Source organism: Variovorax sp. GW823-FHT04F07, from assembly GCF_058795995.1.
In genome coordinates, this window is sequence record NZ_JBXAIG010000005.1 from 54,774 (window position 1) to 74,685 (window position 19,912).

Consider the following 19,912-nt stretch of genomic DNA (forward strand, 5'->3'; position numbering starts at 1 on the left):
GGCCGGTGCGCGCTGGGTCAATGCCCGCGGTTCACACCTTCTCAGACGACGGGCACGCGGCCCGCGTCGGCCGGGTCGACATTGCGGCGGTACAGCATGAGCGTCGCGATCAGCCCGCAGGCCGCGGCGGCCGTCATCCACAGGCCGGGCGCGCCCTTGTCGCCGGTCATCTCGATCAGGCCCGTGGCGATGGCCGGCGTGAAGCCGCCGAACAGCGCCGTGGCGAGGCTGTAGGCCAGCGAGAAGCCCGCGGTGCGCACGCTGACCGGCATCACCTCGGTGAGCGCCACCACCATCGCGCCGTTGTAGCTGGCGTACAGGAACGACAGCCACAGCTCCACCTCGAGCATGCGCGCGAAGCTCGGTGCGGCGACCAGCCACTTGAGCGACGGGTAGGCCGTGAGGATGGTCAGCACGGTGAACAGCACGAGCAGCGGCTTGCGCCCCACGCGGTCCGACAGCGAGCCCATGACCGGCAGCCAGAAGAAGTTGGAAATGGCCACGCACAGCGTGACGATGAGCGCGTCGGTCGTGCTCAGGTGCAGCACGGCCTTGCCGAAGGTGGGCGTGTAGACGGTGATCAGGTAGAACGACACGGTGGTCATTGACACCAGCATCATCCCGGCGACCACGAGGCCCCAGTTGGCCACCATCGAGCGGAAGATCTCGCGCGCGTCGGGGCGGTGCTTGCGCGCCATGAACTCCTCGGTCTCCTGCAGCGAGCGGCGGATGATGAACAGCACCGGCACGATCAGGCAGCCGACGAAGAAGGGAATGCGCCAGTAGAAGTCGCCGATCTCCTGGGGCGTGAAGGTCACGTTGAGCCAGTAGCCCAGTGCGGCGGCGACGACGATGGCCACCTGCTGGCTGGCCGACTGCCAGCTCACGTAGAAGCCCTTGCGCCCCGGCGTGGCCATTTCCGACAGGTACACCGACACGCCGCCCAGTTCCACGCCGGCCGAGAAACCCTGCAGCAGCCGTCCGACCAGCACCAGCAGCGGCGCGATCACGCCGATGGTCGCGTAGCTCGGCACGCAGGCGATGAGCAGCGTGCCGACGGCCATCAGCGCGAGCGTGACGATCAGCCCCTGGCGGCGGCCCACGCGGTCGACGTACGCACCGAGAAAGATCGCGCCCAGCGGTCGCATCAGGAAGCCCGCGCCGAAGGTCATGAAGGTCAGCATCAGCGACGCGAACTCGTTGCCCGCGGGGAAGAAGGCCTTCGAGATCTGGGTGGCGTAGAAGCCGAACAGGAAGAAATCGAACATCTCCATGAAGTTGCCGCCGGTCACGCGCAGGACGGTGGCGAATTTCGAGGAGGAATGCGCGTTGGCAGGCGCGGAAGTCATGGTGTGTCCCCTGGGGCGGTGTTGTGGGCCCAAGGGTAGGTCGGGGTTCCCGACCTGCACCTGACGAGGGGAGTCAGGTAGCTGTCAATGCAGCGCGCCGCGCAGGCCGGCGGCGCGCGTGTGGCACGCTCAACTCTTGTACTTGATCGAACACCCGTACGGCCGCGTGCTCGCCATCGACACCGGTTTTCCGCCGGTCACTTCGCCCAGCGCCTGGTTCACGTAGTTGGTGGCGGTCTTGATGTCGTCCACGCGCGCCGAGGCGATGCTGTCGATGCCGCCGGCATACACCAGCGTGCCCTTGGGGTCGATGATGAAGATGTGGGGCGTGGTGCGCGCGCCGTAGACCTGGCCGATCACGCCGTCTTCGTCCATCAGCACGGCGGTGGGCGCGGCCTTTTGCGACTTCATCCAGGCGTCGAGCGCGTCGGCCTTCAGGTAGTCGCTGGCGGCGCGTTCGGTGGAGTTGATCGCGAGCCAGACCACGCCCTTGTCGGTGGCCGCCTTCTGCGTGGCCGGCATGTTGCCGCTGCCGTAGTGCTTGCGCACGAAGGGGCAGCCGGGGTTGGTCCATTCGAGAACCACGAACTTGCCCGCGAAGTCCGAGAGCTTGTGCTTGGCGCCGGTGGTGTCGACGGCCACGAAGTCGGGCGCCTGCTGGCCCACGGCGGGCGCGGCGAAGGCGTTGGTGCCCATGAGGAAGGTGGCGCCCAGCGCGACGGCGGCGGCCACGACGGCGCGGCGGGAAGCGCGGCTGAGGGCGGCGCGCGCCTGGCGCGCGGCGCGAAGGGAGCGTGAGTCGACAGTGGGCGAGAGCGTCATGGCCAGCTTGAACTCCAAAAAAACAAAATTCCAAACAACAACTGCAGCTTAGAACGGTTTCTTCAAGTGCGTGTGACAACCCATGACAGCGGCGTTGTCATCTCGTTTCAATTCACCGCATCGGCGCTCAAAGCGCTGCCAACGCGGCGCGCACCTCGTCCTTGCTGAGGATTTCGGTCAGCACGACGGGCGCCTTGCCCGGCGCCTGCAGCACGTACACCGGCACGCCACTGCGGCCCAGCGCGGTGAGCGCGGCGGTGATGGCGGGGTCGCGGCGGGTCCAGTCGGCGCGCAGCATGGCGACCTGCTTCGTGTCGAAGTCGGCGAGCACCTCGGCGTCGGCCAGCGTGCTCTTCTTGTTGTACTGGCAGGTCACGCACCAGGCGGCGGTGAAGTCGATGAACACGGGCCGGCCCGCGGCCGCCATGTCGCTCACGCGCTGGGCCGACCACGGCTGCCAGCGCTCGCCGTCGTTCGGTGCAGCCGAGGCCAGCTTGGCCGTCGGCTCGGGCACCTGCACGATGTTGCGGCCGATGGTGCCGGCCAGCACGGCGGTGAAGGCGATCATCACGGCGGCGATGACGACGCGCGTGCGTCCGGTCAGCGTGAGCGCCCAGACCACGGCGGCCAGGCACACCAGCAGCGCGAGCAGCGTGCCCGCGCCGTCGATGCCGCTTTGCTGGCCCAGCACCCAGACCAGCCAGGCCACGGTCGCGAACATCGGGAAGGCGAGCAGGCGGCGCAGCGTGTGCATCCACGGGCCCGGCTTGGGCAGCAGGCGCGCCACGGCCGGCACGAAGCCCGCCACCAGGTAGGGCAGCGCCAGACCGAGGCCCAGCGCGGCGAACAGCAGCAGCGCCTGGGCCGCCGGCAGGCCGATGGCAAAGCCCAGCGAGGCGCCCATGAACGGCGCGGTGCAGGGCGAGGCGATCACCACGGCGAGCACACCGGACAGGAAGTCGTTGGCCAGCGGATGCTTGGCCTGCGCGCTGCACACCGACTGCGGCGCGGCGCGGCCGAACTCGAACACGCCGGCCAGGTTCAGGCCGAGCAGGGTGAAGAGCGCCGCCAGCGCCGCCACCACGCCGGGCGACTGCAGCTGGAAACCCCAGCCGAGCTGCGCGCCGGCCGCGCGCAGCGCCAGCATGGCGCCGCCCAGCGCGAGGAACGACAGCATCACGCCGCCCGTGTAGGCCAGGCCCGCCTTGCGGTGCGCGCTGGCGTTGCCGGCCTGCCGCGCGAAGCCCAGCACCTTGATCGCGAGGATCGGGAACACGCAGGGCATGAGGTTGAGCAGCAGGCCGCCGAGCAGCGCGCCGAGCAGGGCGACGATGAAGGTGCCGGCGGGCTGGGCCTGCGCAGCGGCAGCGGGGGCCGCCGCCTGGGCCGCGTTGGCGGCCAGCGCCGCCTGCAGCGCGGGCGACACTTCGGCGGCGCGCGGTGCGGCGGTGGCGGCGGGCCAGGTGCCCGACACCGGCGTCTCGGCGCGCCAGGCCACGGGCTGGCCGGCCTGGCGGTCGGCCTCGGCCAGCACCACCACGACTGGCATGACGGCGGGGCTTTCGCTGCGCTGATCGGCCAGCGGCACGGTGGCGGTCCAGGTCGCGCCGTCCCAGGCCTGCGTCCAGTCCTTGCCGGACACGGCCGCGGTGCGGATCACCTCGGGCGTTTCGGGGAAGAACTCGAGCGTCTTGCCGCGCACGGCGGCGGGCAGGCCTTCGAGGCGCACCTTCAGCTGCTGACCCTCGACGGCGATGGCGCCGGGCGTGCCCAGCGGCTGCGGCTGCGCGGCCTGCGCGGTGTCGAAGGCCGCCTTGTTCAGCGCGGTCGAGCCGCGCGTGGGCAGCGAGAGCGTGAACTCGCCCTCTTCGGGAATGCATTCCTTGCGGCAGACCAGCCAGGAGGCCTGCAGCTTGATGTCCATGGCCGGCGAGCCGCCGGTGAGCGCCACGTCGGGCTTGTAGAGCGTGGAGACCTCGAGCGGCACCGGCAGCAGCACGGTGTTCTCGTAGCCGTAGTTGGCGAGCGTGCCGACCGGGATCTTCTTGGGCACCGGCCAGGCGATCTCGCCGGTCGAGACGCCGGCGGGCAGCGTCCACTTCAGCTCGGTGGGCAGGCCGGAATCGCCGGCGTTCTTCCAGTAGGTGTGCCACTCGGGCTGGTGAGTGATCTGCAACCCGACCCAGACCGGCGCGCCGGGCGCCACGCCCTGGGGCGCATGGGCGACCAGTTCGGCGCGCACGTGGGGGGTGGTGACCACGGCCCCGGTCTTCGGGGCCAGCTGGGCCGCAGCCGGCATGCAGGCTGCGGCGGTAGCTATCAGAAAAGTAGCGAAAGAGATGCGCGAAAAGGTCATGCCGGTCAGTCGGAGCCAGAGGGCGGGGCGAAGTTCCTGGGGGCCGGGTCTTTCCGGGGGGCTCAGACGGCGGTGGCCGAGGGCCAGCCCAGGACCACGCGCCGGGTGGTCGCGCTCTTCTTCTCGATCTTCGTGACGACCATGGCGCCGATTTCCGCCGTGTTGGCCACGTGCGTGCCGCCGCAGGGCTGGAAGTCGATCGACGGCGCGCTGCCGTCTTCGCCCGTGCCGCCGATGCGGATGGTGCGCACCGTGCCCGTGCCGCGCGGCGGCTGCACGCTCATGCTCTTGACCAGCGCGGGGTTGGCGTCGAGCTCGGCGTCAGTGATGGCGCCCACGGTCAGCGGGTGGGCGGCCTCGACCAGCTTCGCGAGGCCGGCGGTGAGCGTTTCCTTGTCGAGCGGGTCGGTGATGTGGAAGTCGATGCGCGCGTACTCGGGCGTGATCGAGCAGCCGTTCACCGGCACCGGCACGAGGTGGCACAGCAGGTGGCTGGCGGTGTGAAAGCGCATCAGCCGGTGGCGGCGCTCCCAGTCGAGGCGGGCGGTGACGGTGTCGCCGGGCGCCAGCGCGGCCAGCAGCTCGGCCTGGTCGGGCGCGGGCACGTGGACAAATTCGGCGGTCGGCTGGCCTTCGGCGTCCTTGGCCTTGCGGGTGTCGGCGATGGCGATTTCGCGGCCGTCGGCGAGCGCCAGCACGCCGGCATCGCCGGCCTGCCCGCCGCCCAGCGGATAGAACACGGTGCGGTCCAGCACGATGCCGGTGTCGTCGATGCGCAGGATGCGGGCTTCACAGGTGCGCAGGTAGGCGTCGGCGCGGAACAGGTCGTCGGTCATGCGGCGATGGTAGCGACGATGTGCGAAGGAGGTGCGCGCACGCCGGAAAGCGCCCACGACCGACACGCCCGCGCCGCGCGATTGCGCATGATCCGGCGGTCTGCGGCCGCCCGCCGCGCAAGGAATCCGCATGAACGCATCGCCGCACCTTCCCGTCCGCCTCGCTGTGTCCGCAGCGGCCGTGGCCGCCGTGCTGCTCGTCGCCGGCTGCGGCGAGACCGCCAAGCTCGCGCCCGAGCTCACGACCGGCCCCCGGCCGCAGCTGGCCGACCCGAACAAGACGCTGATCCCCACCGTCAACGTGGCGCCCGCCGTCGGCTGGACCGACACCGCCGCGCCCACGCCCGCCGAAGGCCTGCGCGTGACGGCGCTGGCGCGCGGGCTGGACCACCCGCGCTGGGTCTACACCCTGCCCAACGGCGACGTGCTGGTGGCCGAGAGCAACAAGCCGCCCAAGCCCGAGGGGAGCGGCGCCGGCGGCCCGGTCGCCAAGGTGCGCAACTGGGTCATGGGCAAGGTCATGGGCCGCGCGGGCGCCGGCGTGCCCAGCGCCAACCGCATCACCCTGCTGCGCGACGCCGACGGCGACGGCCTGGCCGAGGTGAAGCAGGTGTTCCTGGCGAACCTCAGCTCGCCCTACGGCATGGCGCTGGTCGGCAACGAGCTCTTCATCGCCAACGCCGACGCACTCGTGAAGGTGCCCTACACCGAGGGCCAGACCTCGGTCAGCGCCACGCCCACCGTGGTGACGGCGCTGCCCGCCGGTATCAACCACCACTGGACCAAGAACGTCATCGCCAGCGCCGACGGCAGCAAGTTGTACGTCACGGTCGGCTCCAACAGCAACATCGGCGAGAACGGCATGGCGGCCGAAGAGGGCCGCGCCGCGATCTGGGAGGTCGACGCGAAGAGCGGCGAGAAGCGCCTGTTCGCCAGCGGCCTGCGCAACCCCAACGGCCTGAGCTGGGAGCCCGAGACGAACGTGCTGTGGACCGTGGTGAACGAGCGCGACGAGATCGGCAGCGACCTCGTGCCCGACTACCTCACCTCGGTGAAAGACGGCGCCTTCTACGGCTGGCCCTGGAGCTACTGGGGCGGCGTGGTCGATGCGCGCGTCACGCCGCAACAGCCCGAGCGCGTGGCCAAGGCGCTGGCGCCCGACTACGCGCTGGGCGCGCATGTCGCGCCGCTGGGGCTGGTGTTCTCGCACGCGCGCGGCATGCCGCCCGAATTCGCGAACGGCGCCTTCATCGGCGAGCACGGCTCGTGGAACCGCAAGCCCAAGTCGGGCTACAAGGTGGTGTTCGTGCCCTTCATCGGCGGCAAGCCGAGCGGGCCGCCGGTCGACGTCCTCACGGACTTCCTGAGCGCCGACGAAAAGGCCCACGGCCGGCCGGTCGGCGTGGCGCTGGACAAGGGCGGCGCGCTGCTGGTGGCGGACGACGTGGGCAACGCGGTGTGGCGCGTGTCGAAGGCGAAGTAGCCCGGCGCGGTCGTTTCAGCGCCGCGGGTTGCCGATCCGGAACAGCCGGTGGCCGCGCAGCACATGGCCTTCGGGCACCGCCGGGTGCTCGAAGGCGCCGGCCACGTCCTCGTGCATGCCCAGGCGCGCCATCACGGCGGCCGAGCGCAGGTTGCCGTTGGCGGTGAACGCCACGATCTCGTCGAGCCCGAGCCGTTCGAAGCCGACCTGCAGCGCGCCGCGCGCCGCCTCGGTCGCGAAGCCCTGGCCCCAGCTGGCGCGCGACAGGCGCCAGCCGATCTCCACGCAGGGCGAGAAGGGCAGCGTGGCCATCGGCACGTTCAGGCCGGTGAAGCCGATGAACTCGCTTGTGTCCTTGCGCTCGACGGCCCAGAAGCCCCAGCCCTTCTGCGCGATGAGCGCGCGGGCACGGTTCGCCGCTGCGTCGCTCTCGGCGCGAGTGGGCAAGGGCAGCAAAAATTCCATCACCTGCGGGTCGCAGGCCAGCGCGAAAAATGGCGCGAGATCGCTCTCGCGCCATTGGCGCACCCGCAGGCGCGGGGTGTCGAATTCGATGAGGAGGGACGGGGTGGGTGTGCTTTCGTCGGTCATGCGACCGATTGTGCGCAGATCAGAACCCGGCCAGCACCACCTTGCCCTGCGCCTTGCCGCTCTCGATGAGCGCATGTGCCTTGCGCAGGTTCGCGGCGTTGATGGTGCCGAAGCTCGCATTCGCCGTGGTGCGGATGCGGCCCGCGTCGACCAGCGCGGCCACTTCGGCCAGCAGCTTGCCCTGCTCGGCGATGTCGGGCGTGGTGAAGCGCGAGCGCGTGAACATCATTTCCCAGTGCAGCGAGATGCACTTGGTCTTCAGCGGCATCGCGTCGAGCACCTTCATGTCGTCGATCACTGCGAGCTGGCCCTGGGGTTTGAGGCTTTCGATGAGCTGCGCGTAGTGCTGGTCGGTCTGCGTGAGGCTGGCGACCATGTCGACTTCGTCGATGCCGGCGGCCTTCAGTTCGGCGGCGAGCGGCTTCGAATGGTCGATGACGACGTGCGCGCCGAGCGCCAGGCACCAGGCGCGCGTTTCGGCGCGCGAGGCGGTGGCGACCACGCGCAGCTTCGTGAGCTGGCGCGCGAGCTGGATGAGGATGGAGCCCACGCCGCCTGCGCCGCCCGTGATCAGCAGCGTCTGGCCTTCGCCGCCGTCCTTGGGCACCTGGAGGCGGTCGAACAGCAGTTCGTAGGCGGTGATGGTGGTCAGCGGCAAGGCGGCGGCTTGCGCGTCGTCGAGGCTCTTCGGGGCGAGGGCGGCGATGCGCTCGTCGACCGCGTGCAGCTCCGAATTGGCGCCGGGGCGAATGATCGAGCCGGCGTAGTACACGCGGTCGCCGACCTTGAAGCCGGTCACGTCGCTGCCGATGGCCTCGACAGTGCCGACCGCGTCCCAGCCCAGCACCTTGGCCTGGCCGGCTTCGGGGGCGGCGTTCTTGCGGACCTTGGTGTCGACCGGGTTGACCGACACGGCCTTCACGCGCACCAGCAGGTCGCGCGCGCCGGGCACCGGGGCGGGGAGCTCGATGTCCTGCAGCGATTCGGGGTTGTCGATGGGGAGGGGTTGGTGGTAGCCGACGGCTTTCATGGGAAGAGACCTTCTTTCTGGAACGATGGCTGGACTGTAGGATGACAACGTCTGTTTGATAAGGTGGTCTGAATCACCAACACTTTCAAATGAAGATTGAAAATATATCGGACCTGCAGGTGCTCGTGCAGACAGCGCGTGGCGGCACGTTGACGGCGGCGGGGCATGCGCTGGGGATCACGCCTGCCGCGGCCAGTGCGACCTTGAAGCGGCTGGAGGCGCAGTTGGGGGCGCGGCTGTTCGAGCGGTCGACGCGGGCGATGCGCCTGACGCCGCAGGGGCAGACGCTGCTCGACTATGCGGTCCGTGCTTTTGAGCTGCTGGACGAGGGGGAGTCGCTGGTCACTGCGGATCGCGGCGAACTTGTCGGCACCTTGCGGGTGGCCTCGCCGTCGGACCTGACGCGCAGCACGCTGCTGCCGTGGTTCGATGAGTTTCTGGCGTTGCATCCGGGGGTGCAGTTGTCGCTCTCTGTCGGGGATCGGCCGCTGGACGTGATGCGGGACGAGGTGGATGTGGCGCTGCGCTACGGGGCGCTGGCCGATTCGCGGCTGGTGGCGCGGGCGTTTGCGCTGACGAACCCGGTGCTGACGGCTTCACCGGACTATCTGCGTCGGCATCCCTTGCCTCGGGTTCCGCAGGATCTGCTGCAGCACAACTGCCTGACGTTCAACCGGAGTGGGCGACGGCACCGGGTGTGGCGGTTTGCGCAGTTGGGGCAGTGGACGGAGGTGCGGGTGAATGGGGATCGCAGTGTGGATGATGCTTCGCTGGCGCGGGAGTGGACTGTGGCGGGGTATGGGATTTCGCTGAAGTCCGCTTTGGATGTGCGCAATGACATTCGGGAAGGGCGTCTTGTGCGGCTGCTGCCTGACTGGGAGACGGAGCCTTATCCGTTGCATGCGCTGTTGCCTAGTGGGAGGTTTGTGCCGGCTCGGGTTCGGGGGTTTGTGGATTTCCTGGCGTTGAAGTTCGAGGGGTTGTTGGCTTTGGGGTGAGTGTTTTGTTTCCGGGGCCGGGTCTCGCCCCGGCGGGCGACTCACTTTCTTTGCTTCGCCAAAGAAAGTAAGCAAAGAAAGGCGACCCCACTGTCCGCGTCCCTCCGCTTCGCTGCGGGCAACCTGCGGTGCTCGCGTTTCGCGGGGTCTCGCCCAAACTCGCTTCGCTCAAACAAGGGCGAGCCCTGATCCGCGAAACGCTGCGCTCCTCGGCGCGGCCAGAGGGGAGGGGGAACGGACGGGCCGTCGCTGCGCTCGGCCTGGGGATCGCTTCACTGCGTTCGCTCCCTCGTGCTGTTCGTTGTCAGATCATCGGTGTCACCGCGCCATCCATTGCCACGATCGCGCCGGTCACATAGCTTGCCTTCGGCGACGCCAGGAAGAGCACGGTGTTGGCGACTTCCTCGGGCGTCGCGATGCGGCCCAGCGGCAAGCGTGCCGTGGCGCGCTCCAGCGCTTCGTCGGTGTCGATGCCCTGCAGCTTGGCGTCGGCCTTCATGCCCTCCTGCAGCCGCGCGGTCAGCGTGAGGCCGGGGTTCACGGCATTCACGCGCACGCCCTTCGCGGCGTAGGCGGCGGCCATGCCGGCGCTCACGAGCATGAGCGCGGCGTTGGCGGCGCCGCCGGCCATGTGCACGGGGCTGGCGACCTTGCCGCCCTGGCCGATGACGTTGACGATGGCGCCGCGGCCGCGCTGGCCCATGCGCTTAACGACCGGGTCGATCATGTGGATGTAGGTGAAGTACTTGGCGTCCATCGCGTCGTGCCACGCAGCAGGCGTGAGCTCGTCGGGTGGGGTGCGGCGCGCGGCGCCTGCCGAGTTGACGAGCACGTCGACAGGGCCGAAGGCCTGTTCGGCGGCGTCGAGGGCGGCCACGGCGCTGGCGGGGTTCTTGAGGTCGGCGGCGTGCAGGCTGACGCGGCCTTCGGCTTGCGGGAACGCGGCGATCAGCGACTGCTGGCCCTGCTGCAGGTTCTGCAGGTCGCGCGAGACCAGGCTCACGCGCGCGCCTTCGCGCAGGAAACCCAGCGCGCAGGCCAGGCCGATGCCCTTGCTGCCGCCGGTGATGAGAACGTGCTGGTCCTGGAGCTGGAGATCCATGTCGGGGTCCTTGAAAGAAGGTGAATCTGTCTGCGGCGCTGCCGCCGCGCGATTGAAGCACCGCCCCGAAACCCCTGCAGCGACGCGGCCGAAAAGGCCGCGTCGGTTGCCTCTGCGCGTCAGGCCTTGCGGCGCTTTGCTGGCGCTTCTTCTTCCAGCGCAGCCGGCGCGGTGTCGGTGGCGTCGCGCAGATGGCCGTGGTGGTCGTGGTGCGCCAGCAGCTGGCGCGTGCGTTGCCAGGTCGACAGGCGCGCGGGCGCGACTTCGATGTACGACGCCAGCGCGAACAGCGACGACTGTTCCTTCTCCGGCGGTGTCTCGCTGCGGTGCTGGCGGCGGCGCAGCGGGCCCATGATCAGCATCGAGGCAAGGATCACGCCGATGACGATGGCGTACAGGCCCAGCAGCTGAAGCACCTCGGGCTGGGAGCGCGCACCCATCACGTAGGGCCAGGCGTACCAGATGGCGCAGAACCAGATCGCGACGGTGATCGCGGGGCGCAGCACGCGCAGCCACAGGTACATGGCCAGGGTGCGCGCCGGCGAACGGCCGTTGCCGAAGGCGTGCAATGGAATGCGCGCGGCGTCGATGATGGGTTCGTCCACCGCGGGCTGGCCCCACGAACGGGTGCGGGGCGGCGGGGCTTCGTGCAGCGCCGGCGAAGAGAGCGGGTTCTCAGGATGCATCGGAAGAAACTCCTCGGTCAGGGCTCGTCCACACCGCGCGCTTGCCGCGACGACGCATCAGAGCGTTGGGAAGGGCGACCACCGTGGTGGCCATCGTGATCGTCCAGAACGCGATCGGGTACCAGATCGTTCCGGCGAAATAGCGCATGAGGTCGCGGTCGTAGCGACGGTCGATCCACAGGCTCAGCAGCATCTGCAGGATGCAGGTCATGGCCAGCAGCGTGCCCTGCCAGTGCGGCAGCAGCGCCGAATGCCAGGCCGACTCGTGCGGCAGGAAGGGGCGGATGAAGCTGATCAGCAGCACCAGCGCCATCGCATAGGCCCACACCACGCTCACCATGTACTCGCTGTAGATGAGCCACAGGCGCCAGCTGCGCAGGCGCAGGATGGACGGCGTGATGCGCAGCATGGTCTGGATGCCGCCGACGGCCCAGCGCAGGCGCTGCTTCCACAGGCCGCGCAGGGTCTCGGGCATGAGGATCCAGCACAGCGCGCGCGGCTCGAAGCGCAGGCGCCAGCCGGCGAGCTGGAGCTTCCAGCTCATGTCGATGTCCTCGGTGAGCACGTCGGGGCTCCAGAAGCCCACTTCGAGCACGGCGCGGCGGCGGAACATGGCCAGCACGCCCGACACCGTGAACAGCGTGCCGATGAGCTGCTGCGAGCGCTTGATGAGGCCGATGATCGACGAGAACTCGCCCACCTGCATGCGCCCCAGCAGCGTGGTGCGCGTGCGGATGCGCGGGTTGCCGGTGACGGCGCCGATGCGATCCGAGGCCAGCATGCGCTTGAGCATCCACGCAATGGCGTTGGGGTCGACCAGCGCGTCGCCGTCGATGCCCAGGATGTACTCGCCGCGCGCCAGCTGGCAGGCGGTGTTCAGGCCCACGGCCTTGCCCTGGTTGCTGGCGTTGTGGATCACGCGCAGGCGGCTGAACTCCAGCGTCATCTCGTCGAGCAGCTCGCCGGTGCCGTCGGTGCTGCCGTCGTTGACGGCGATCACCTCGTAGTTCGGGTAGCGCGTGCGCATCAGCTGCTCGATCACTTCGCGCAGGTGCGGCGCCTCGTTGAAGCAGGGCACCACCACGGTCACGAGCGGCTGCGAGGGCAGCAGCGGCAGCGGGTCGATCTCGACGTCGCGCTTGCGCTCGAACGACCACGCGTGCGAGAGGCCGCCCGCGATCCACACCCACGCCATGAAGAACGGGTAGTAGAAGACGAAGCCGAAGAGCACCGGCGGAATCAGGTCCACCAGCATCTGGAGCGTGTTCATCGGGGCTTCCCTCCTTCAGGCGGCAGCGTGGCGGCGTCGTGATTGCGCCGGGGTGCGCGCGACAGCAGCGAACGCACCGAGATCGCGCGGCGCACGGTCTCCAGCGAGGGCTGGTTGTTCAGGAAGTCGTCGGGGTAGTAGCCCAGGTGGCGCACGCCGGCACGCTGCAGCAGGGTCCACTGGCGCGTGAGCTCGGCGTCGGCCACGGGTTTCCCGGTGCGCCAGTCGCGTGCCTGCAGCTCGAACACGGTGTGGTCCAGGCCGTGCGGCGTGGCGGCCGCGCGCTGGGCCAGGCGGCCCAGCCAGGCGTCGCTGTCGGCCGGGGTGCGGGCCTCCTGCTCCATGCGCGGCATGGCCATCAGGCCGACGTAGTCGTAGGCGGCAAGCGAGGCTTCATAGTTTTGGGCAAACCATTGCTCGGCCGCGGGTTCGAGCACCGGCCGCGCGTAGAGGTTGCGCGCCGTTTCCAGGGCAGGGCGCCAGGTGCCCACGCGCGCCGCGAGTTCGTGCGTGAACTCGATCAGGTGGCGGGTCTTGGCGCTGGTCCAGCGCGCCATGAGCGCGGGGTCGGCGCGCAGCGCGGCCACGTCGGCCGGCAGACCCCAGCGGCGGTAGGTGTCGAGCGCGGCGGGGCCGGCGTCCTCGTCGTCCGAGAGCATGGCGTCGTCGTGGAACAGCAGGCCTTCGAAGAAGGTGTGGCGGCCCAGGTCTTCGTACAGGTCGCCGACCAGCGTGCGCACGGCCGGGTCGAAGGGCGAGAGCCGGTGGTAGCGGTCGGCCGGCGCGTCGCCCTTGAGCGTGCGCACCGTGTGCGTGGCCAGCGGGTTCGACGCCGGCAGCCGGTAAGCTGTGACGGGCATCCACGCGTAGACCTTCACGCCGGTGCGGCTGCGCAGCTGCCAGGCGGCGCGGGCGAACAGGTCGGCGCGCATCGGCAGGTGGCGGTTGGGAAAGTACAGCGCGTCGGCCACGCCGTCGCCATCGGGGTCGGCATAGGCCTGCAGGAACACCGAGCGTGGGCGCACGGCGGCCACGCGCTCGATCAGCGCCGAGAGGTTGCGCTCCTGTTGGGCCGGGTCGGCGTCGTACACGTAGTCGAGGTCGACGTGCATCACGCGGTTGATCGGGCGCACCTCGCCGCCCACCGGGCTGCGCAGCATCTGCACGTAGTCGGGCGCCTCGTTGTCGTAGGCGGCCAGCGCGCGGCGGATGCGGCTGAGCGGAATCTCCTTCGTGTTCGCGCCGTCGTCGAGCGTGAAGGTGATCGGCATGCCCACGCGCGCCGAGGCTTCCAGCGCGGGCGTGTTGTAGGCGCCGTAGGGCCACACGGTGGCGCGCACCTTGGCGCCGGTGCGCTTCTCGATCAATTCGCGGCTGCGGCGCAGGTCGGTCTCGATGCGGCGCAGGTAGGCGGCGTCGTCCTCGTAGCGGCCGGTCGTCGGGTCGTAGCGGTGCGTGGCCGCGGCGGGCAGCATGTTGCCCTGCGGGTTGGCCTGGATGCCGGTGTGCATCGCGTCGGTGTGGCTCGCGAACTCGACCAGCGGCGAGCGCGCCATCTCGGCGGCTTCGCGCCACAGCAGGAAGTTCTCGCGCGGCGCGGGCTTGTCGCCCCAGTGCACGGGCTGGCCTTCAGGCACCTCGAGCCAGCTCGTCACGAGGGCGAACAGCGCGGGGTAGTTGAAGCGCTGGAGCAGCGGGAACACGTGGGTGTAGGCGCTGCGGTAGCCGTCGTCGAAGGTCAGCAGCACGGGCTGCGAGGGCAGCGGCTTGCCGCCTTTGCGCGCATCGATGATCTGCTGCAGGCTGACCGGGTGGTAGCCGTTGTGGCGCAGCCAGGCGAACACTTCGGCGAGCGTGCGCTCGTCGATGGCGGTTTCGTCGGGCGAGGTCTCGAAGCTGGCGCGCACGTTGGGGCGCACGTCATGGAACGAGATCACGCGGAAGTCGACGCCGTTGTCGGGGTCGGCGGGCAGCACCGGCGCCGCCAGTGCAGGCAGCGCTGCCGCCAGCAGCAGCCCGAGCAGGGCCGCGCGCAGCCGGAGGAAGAAGGTGGGGGCTTGCATCACGGACATCACTGCAGGGGCATCGAAAGGTTCAGGAACACGCCGCGCTGTTTTTCGCGCACGCCGTCGTAGGGGTGGCTGCCGAAGGTCAGGCCGTAGCGCAGCGTGAGCTTCTGGCCCAGGGCCCAGCGGTGCTCGTAGCGCAAGTTCCACAGCGGGCCGCTGCCGAAGCCGGCCTGCTGGTAGCTGCCGCCGCCGAGCTCCAGTACCTGGAAGAACTGGCGGTCGTCGCTTTTCCAGGTGAGCCACTGGCCGCGCACCGACAGCTGTGCGCTGGCATCGCGCGAGGGGCTGAAGTAGCGCACGTCCTGCAGGCGGCTGCGGCTGGCATCGACGCCCAGCCGCGTTTCGACCTGGAAGCGCGGCGTGCTGACCCAGCGCTCGCGCCAGCCGAAGTCGAGGCCGTCGCGCAGGTTGCCGTCGCTGAAGTCGAGGCGGCGCCATTGCAGGTCGAAGCGGCGCGACTCGTTGACGACGTAGGCCGCGCTGGCGCCGAACTCGCGCGCGCCGATGGCCTGCGCGCCGAAGGGCACGGCGCGGGCCTTCCACGGCAGCTCCTTGCTGTCGCCGTCGTAGGTGGCCGACAGGCGCCAGGCATCGCTGGCGCGGTAGTCGACGCGGCCGGCCACGCTGTTGCGGTAGCGCCCGCTGTTCGCATGCTGCAGCACGCCTTCGGCCAGCCAGCGGCCTTGCTGCCAGCTCGCACCGAGGCCGCCGCGCGCCCACTGGGCCGTGCCCTCGGAGGTGTAGCCGCGGCCCAGCGTCTGCGCGTAGAACACGCGCCAGGCATCGCCGATGAGGCCGGAGCTGAGCCGGCTGTCGACGCGCCATTCGCGGCTGGCCAGCGTGCCGCCGCCGCGCGAACCTTCGGCATCGATCTCGAGCTGCGGGCCGACCAGCGAGCGGCGCTTGCGTGCCATCTCGCGCACTTCGGCGGCGTCGGGCGCATCGGCCTCAAGCGCTTCGGCGCGCAGCCGCGCGGCGCGGAATTCGTCGGCGTCGAGCAGCGCCTCGACATGGCCGGTGCGCACGCTCAGGTCGTCGGGGTGGTCGGCGCTCAGCGCCTCGAAGCGCGCCACGGCCGCCTCGGGGTGCTCGCGCAGCCGCTCGGTGAGCGCGGCGCCGTAGGCGTAGCCCGCGTTGAGCGGGGCCTCCTGCGTGAGCGTCTCGAAGCGCGGCTGCGCGATCTTCGGGCGGTCGCCGTACAGCTGCAGCAGCGCACCCAGGCCGCTCACTTCGGAGAACTGGTCGTTGGGGCGGCCGGCTTCCGGCGCCAGCCGCATCAGCACGGGCGTGGCGCTTTCGATGCGCTGGAGCAGCGCCTCGGCCTCGTCGAAGCGGCCGGTGTCCAGGTAGGCATAGACCAGGCCGAAGTGCAGGCTGTCGGGCATCGGCAGGTCGACGACCGCTTTCTCGAACAGCGGCACGGCATCGGCCGAGCGGCGCTCCTGCGCCAGCGCGCGGGCGGCGGTGCCCAGCGCGTAGGGCGGCAGCGCGGTGCCGTCGCCACGCAGGCTGTCGTACAGCGCGATGGTGTCGGCGGGACGGCCGCGCTCCAGCAGCGCCATCATGCGGTCGGACTGCAGCCGCATGCGCAGCGTGCGCCAAGTGTCGGCGTCTGGCGGGGCGGGCTGCGCGAGCGCGGCGTTGACCCGGGCCAGCGCGGCACTCTGGGCGGCCAGCACCTTGTCGAGGTCGGTGACGCGCGCTGCGCCCAGGCGCTGGTCGCGCGCCTTCACGGCCCAGCGCAGCTGCTGCGCCAGCGCCTGCTGTTCGAGCAGCGCGAGCGTCAGCGGCGCGAGGCTGCCGGGCTGCTTGCGTTCGGCCGCCTGCGCGTCTTCGAACGCGGCAGTGGCGCCGCCGTACTCGGCCAGCAGGAAGTCGGCGTCGCGCTGCGCATCGCGGCGCGTGGGTTGCAGCGCGGTGATCTCGCCGTAGGCCGTGAGCGCCTGGAAGGGCTGGCCCTGCGCACGTGCCAGTGCGGCGCGCAGGTCGAGCAGCGCGACGCGGTCGGCCACGGCGGTGGGCGCGGGTTGTGCCAGGGCCCGATAGATCGTCTGCGCGCCGGCCGTGTCGCCGCTGGCCAGTCGCCAGAAGGCTTCGTGGATGCGCGGTTCGCGGGCCGCCGGCTGGCGCGCACGCCAGACCTTGACGGTATCGCCTTGCAGGGCGATGTCGCCCGTGCGCCGCGCGGCACCGGCCAGCGGGCCGAGCGCGTAATCGCCCAGCTCGCCTGGCGGCACCTGGTGGCCCACGGCCACCGCGTCGGCGAAGCGGCCGTCGGCCACCGCGATCGCGATGGCGTCGGACGCCACGCGCCGGCGCTGGTCGTCGGCCAGGGGCGCCGCCAGCCATTGGCGCAGCTGCTGCAGGGCTTGGGCCGGCGCGATACGACCGGCGCGGCGCGCGACGATGAGGGCGTCGTGCTGCGGGGCGTCATACGCCAGCGCGCTGCCCAGGGGGGCGGCCGACGGGGGCGCGACAGTGGATTCCGCGTACGCGGTGCTGCTTCCGAAGACCAGCACGCACACGATCGGCGGCAAACCCCGCACGGCTCGTGCGAGATGGTGAGGCAATGCCTTGAAGGGCGCGACTTTGCGCCCGGCAACGACGGTGCCTCCATTTTTTTGTGGATGGATGGACACGCTACTCCCTTTTGCGTGAACTCTCCTGGGCCGTGACAAGCCGTGGCGGAAAGTTCGTGAAAAGGGACTCTAGGCCAATTTGTAAACAATAGGACCGAACATCGGGAAAGATGAGAACTAATCGTGAACAGATTCGCGATCAATTCATCCGATGTTGGCAAGTTGTATGCAAGTGTTGCCCCATGCGCCGCCCATGGCCCCGTCCTAAGATCGCGGCATGAACGCACTTCCGGTCTCTTCGCCTCGTTGGCCCCGTTTCTGGTCCCAGTTGACGACGCGCGACTTCGCCGCGCTCGACGCGGCGACCACCGTGGCGGTGCTGCCGCTGGGCGCGACCGAGCAGCACGGCCCGCACCTGCCACTGGGCGTGGACACCGTGCTGGCCGACGGCATCGTGGCCGCGGCGCTGCCGCTGCTGCCGCCGGAACTGCCGGCGCTGTTCCTGCCGACCCAGCAGATCGGCCTGAGCCCCGAGCACGCACGCTTTGCGGGCACGCTCACCTTCTCGGCCGAGACGCTGATCCGCATGTGGAACGAGATCGGCGCGGGCGTGGCGCGCGCCGGCGTGAAGAAGCTGGTGCTGTTCAACGCCCACGGCGGCCATGTGGGCGCGATGGACATCGTGGCGCGCGAGCTGCGTGCCGCGCACGGCCTGATCGTCTACAGCGTGAGCTGGTTCAACCTGCCGCTGGGCGATGCGAACGCGCAGTTCAGCGCCCGCGAGCATCGCTTCGGCGTGCACGCGGGCGAGATCGAGACCTCGATGATGCTGGCGCTGACGCCCGCGCGCGTGCGCATGGACGAGGCGAAGGATTTCAGCTCCACCTCGGAGCAGCGCGCGGCCGACTGCGCGATCCTCGGCAACGGCAAGAGCGCCAAGCTCGGCTGGGCCATGGAGGACTACAACGCGCAGGGGGCGGCGGGCAATGCCGCAGCGGCCACGGCCGAGAAGGGGCAGGCGGTGATCGATGCGGCCGCGCAGCAGTTGGCCTTGCTGCTGGCCGAGGTGTCTCAGCTGCCGTTGAGCACGGCGAACACAGGGCCGCTGCCCTGAGACCGGATCAGGCGCTGCGCCCCAGCACCCCGGCGAACATGTCCGCGTCGACATTGCCGCCGCTCAGCGCAACGCCCACCGTCTGCCCGCGCCAGCGCTCCTTTTGCTGAAGCGCCCCCGCCAACGCAGCCGCACCCGCGCCTTCGGCCACGTTGTGCGTGTCGCTGAAGAGCACGCGCATGGCTTCGGCCACCTCGTCGTCGGTCACGGTGATCACGTCGTCGGCTTCGCGCAGGATCACCTCCAGCGACTCGGGCACCGGCGTGCGGCAGGCCATGCCGTCGGCCAGCCGCGTGGTGGCGGGCGACTCGACCGCACGGCGCGCGCGGAAGGAATCGCGGTAGGCCGTGGCATGCGCCGACACCACGCCGATGAGCTTCGTCGACACGCCGCAGTGCGCGCGCGCTGCCGCCGCGCCGGCAAAGCCGGAGCCCAGGCCGATGGGCACGAACAGCACGTCGGGCGGTGAAGCTTTCAATGCGCTGAAGAACTCGACGTACGCGGTCGACACGCCGCGCACCAACTCGCGATGGAACGAGGGCACGCGGTGCAGCGCGTCGCGTTCGGCCAGCACCGCGGCGTGTTCGGCGGCCGCTTGAAAGTCGTCGCCATGCTCGACCAGCGTCACGCCGAGCGCGCGCATCGCCGCGTTCTTCTCGCGCGAATTGCCGTGCGGCACCACGATGGTCGCGGCCAGCCCGTGGCGCTGCGAGGCGAAGCCGACCGACTGGCCGTGGTTGCCGCGCGTGGCGCTGATCACGTGGCGCACGGCGGGCTGCTCGCGCGCGAGGGTCTCGAAGTAGGTCAGGCCGCCGCGGATCTTGAAGGCGCCGACCGGCGTGTGGTTCTCGTGCTTGGCCCAGACCGTGGCGCCCAGGCGCTGCGACAGCTGCGGCCAGGTGTACTGGGGCGTGGGCGGCATGGCCGCATGCACGGTGCGCTGCGCGGCTTCGATCTCTTCGCGGGTGAATCGCATCGACGTCCTTCGGGTTGCTTACTTGCGTTCGGTGAGCGCCACGCGCACGGCCAGCGCGGCCAGCACGCTGCCCATGATGTAGCGCTGCGCGCGCAGCCAGCCCGCGCTTTGCGACAGCACGGCCGTGATGCTCGCGGCGCCGACGATCATCACGGTGTTGACCAGCGCGCTGCTCGCCATCTGCGCCATGCCCAACTGCAGGCTCTGCAGCAGCACGGAGCCGCGCTCGGGGTGGATGAACTGCGGGAAGAACGACAGGTAGAACATCGCCACCTTCGGGTTCAGCAGGTTCGTGAGAAAGCCCATGCGGAACAGCTTGGCCGGCGGATCGGCCGGCAGCGCGCGGGCCTCGAAGGGCGCGTTGCCGCCGGGCTTGACCGCCTGCCATGCGAGCCACATCAGGTAGGCCGCGCCGGCGAAACGGATCGCGTCGAACGCGACCGGCACCGCCAGCAGCAGCGCCGTGAGGCCCAGCGCCGCGGCGAACAGGTGCACGAGGAACGCCATCAGCACGCCGCCCAGCGAGATGAGCCCCGCGCGGCGGCCCTGGATCAGCGTGCGCGACACGCAATAGATCATGTTCGGCCCCGGCGTGAGCGCCAGCAGCAGCGAGGCGAGGGCGAACCAGGCGATTTCGGTCAGGGTGAGCAT

The 19,912-nt window shown here is 70.2% G+C and carries 16 protein-coding genes; 3 read left to right on the forward strand and 13 right to left on the reverse strand.

Annotated elements, in window-relative coordinates; genetic code table 11:
• Nucleotides 1-41: 41 nt before the first annotated feature.
• From AC1RAA_RS22085 to AC1RAA_RS22100, 4 genes are all read right to left on the reverse strand, one after another.
• Nucleotides 42-1,349 carry an MFS transporter gene (locus AC1RAA_RS22085; RefSeq protein ID WP_492732699.1) on the reverse strand — a complete coding sequence of 436 codons (1,308 nt, stop codon included), beginning with the start codon at nucleotides 1,347-1,349 and terminating at the stop codon, nucleotides 42-44.
• 129 nt (nucleotides 1,350-1,478) lie between these two features.
• The gene (locus tag AC1RAA_RS22090) at nucleotides 1,479-2,171 is read right to left on the reverse strand and encodes a redoxin domain-containing protein (protein ID WP_174250269.1); all 693 of its coding nucleotides are present in this window, start codon (nucleotides 2,169-2,171) and stop codon (nucleotides 1,479-1,481) included.
• Between the two features lie 127 nt (nucleotides 2,172-2,298).
• Nucleotides 2,299-4,527, reverse strand: coding sequence for a protein-disulfide reductase DsbD family protein (locus AC1RAA_RS22095; RefSeq protein WP_492732697.1), 2,229 nt, complete (start codon nucleotides 4,525-4,527; stop codon nucleotides 2,299-2,301).
• Between the two features lie 62 nt (nucleotides 4,528-4,589).
• Entirely contained in the window at nucleotides 4,590-5,363 is a 774-nt protein-coding gene (locus AC1RAA_RS22100; protein ID WP_492732695.1) for an alanyl-tRNA editing protein, read from the reverse strand.
• Nucleotides 5,364-5,493: 130 nt separating this feature from the next.
• Between AC1RAA_RS22100 and AC1RAA_RS22105 the strand changes: the two genes are divergently transcribed.
• Nucleotides 5,494-6,846 carry a PQQ-dependent sugar dehydrogenase gene (locus AC1RAA_RS22105; protein WP_492732693.1) on the forward strand — a complete coding sequence of 451 codons (1,353 nt, stop codon included), beginning with the start codon at nucleotides 5,494-5,496 and terminating at the stop codon, nucleotides 6,844-6,846.
• A 15-nt stretch (nucleotides 6,847-6,861) separates the two neighbouring features.
• On the opposite strand, the gene AC1RAA_RS22110 is transcribed toward AC1RAA_RS22105, so the two are convergent.
• The gene (locus AC1RAA_RS22110) at nucleotides 6,862-7,437 is read right to left on the reverse strand and encodes a GNAT family N-acetyltransferase (RefSeq protein WP_492732691.1); all 576 of its coding nucleotides are present in this window, start codon (nucleotides 7,435-7,437) and stop codon (nucleotides 6,862-6,864) included.
• A gap of 19 nt (nucleotides 7,438-7,456) precedes the next feature.
• Nucleotides 7,457-8,467 carry a zinc-binding alcohol dehydrogenase family protein gene (locus AC1RAA_RS22115; RefSeq protein ID WP_492732689.1) on the reverse strand — a complete coding sequence of 337 codons (1,011 nt, stop codon included), beginning with the start codon at nucleotides 8,465-8,467 and terminating at the stop codon, nucleotides 7,457-7,459.
• A gap of 89 nt (nucleotides 8,468-8,556) precedes the next feature.
• Between AC1RAA_RS22115 and AC1RAA_RS22120 the strand changes: the two genes are divergently transcribed.
• Entirely contained in the window at nucleotides 8,557-9,465 is a 909-nt protein-coding gene (locus AC1RAA_RS22120; RefSeq protein ID WP_095949478.1) for a LysR family transcriptional regulator, read from the forward strand.
• Nucleotides 9,466-9,769: 304 nt separating this feature from the next.
• Here AC1RAA_RS22120 and AC1RAA_RS22125 read toward each other — a convergent pair whose 3' ends face one another.
• The 5 genes from AC1RAA_RS22125 to pgaA form a co-directional block, all read right to left on the reverse strand.
• On the reverse strand, nucleotides 9,770-10,567 hold the full coding sequence (locus AC1RAA_RS22125; protein WP_307582778.1) for an SDR family oxidoreductase: 798 nt from the start codon (nucleotides 10,565-10,567) through the stop codon (nucleotides 9,770-9,772).
• 119 nt (nucleotides 10,568-10,686) lie between these two features.
• Nucleotides 10,687-11,253: a poly-beta-1,6-N-acetyl-D-glucosamine biosynthesis protein PgaD gene (pgaD, locus tag AC1RAA_RS22130; RefSeq protein ID WP_492731638.1), complete on the reverse strand. Its 567-nt coding sequence runs from the start codon at nucleotides 11,251-11,253 to the stop codon at nucleotides 10,687-10,689.
• Complete coding sequence (gene pgaC / locus AC1RAA_RS22135; protein ID WP_492731640.1) at nucleotides 11,243-12,523, reverse strand: poly-beta-1,6-N-acetyl-D-glucosamine synthase; 1,281 nt, start codon at nucleotides 12,521-12,523, stop codon at nucleotides 11,243-11,245. Before pgaC ends, pgaD begins: the two co-directional genes overlap by 11 nt.
• The gene (gene pgaB, locus AC1RAA_RS22140) at nucleotides 12,520-14,586 is read right to left on the reverse strand and encodes a poly-beta-1,6-N-acetyl-D-glucosamine N-deacetylase PgaB (RefSeq protein WP_492731642.1); all 2,067 of its coding nucleotides are present in this window, start codon (nucleotides 14,584-14,586) and stop codon (nucleotides 12,520-12,522) included. Before pgaB ends, pgaC begins: the two co-directional genes overlap by 4 nt.
• A gap of 8 nt (nucleotides 14,587-14,594) precedes the next feature.
• Complete coding sequence (gene pgaA / locus AC1RAA_RS22145) at nucleotides 14,595-17,138, reverse strand: poly-beta-1,6 N-acetyl-D-glucosamine export porin PgaA (RefSeq protein WP_492740628.1); 2,544 nt, start codon at nucleotides 17,136-17,138, stop codon at nucleotides 14,595-14,597.
• Nucleotides 17,139-17,448: 310 nt separating this feature from the next.
• On the opposite strand from pgaA, the gene AC1RAA_RS22150 reads away from it, so the two are divergent.
• Entirely contained in the window at nucleotides 17,449-18,285 is an 837-nt protein-coding gene (locus AC1RAA_RS22150) for a creatininase family protein (RefSeq protein ID WP_492731646.1), read from the forward strand.
• Between the two features lie 7 nt (nucleotides 18,286-18,292).
• On the opposite strand, the gene AC1RAA_RS22155 is transcribed toward AC1RAA_RS22150, so the two are convergent.
• Both AC1RAA_RS22155 and AC1RAA_RS22160 read right to left on the reverse strand, forming a co-directional pair.
• On the reverse strand, nucleotides 18,293-19,261 hold the full coding sequence (locus AC1RAA_RS22155) for a threonine dehydratase (RefSeq protein WP_492731648.1): 969 nt from the start codon (nucleotides 19,259-19,261) through the stop codon (nucleotides 18,293-18,295).
• Nucleotides 19,262-19,279: 18 nt separating this feature from the next.
• Nucleotides 19,280-19,912 carry a LysE family translocator gene (locus AC1RAA_RS22160; protein WP_062480600.1) on the reverse strand — a complete coding sequence of 211 codons (633 nt, stop codon included), beginning with the start codon at nucleotides 19,910-19,912 and terminating at the stop codon, nucleotides 19,280-19,282.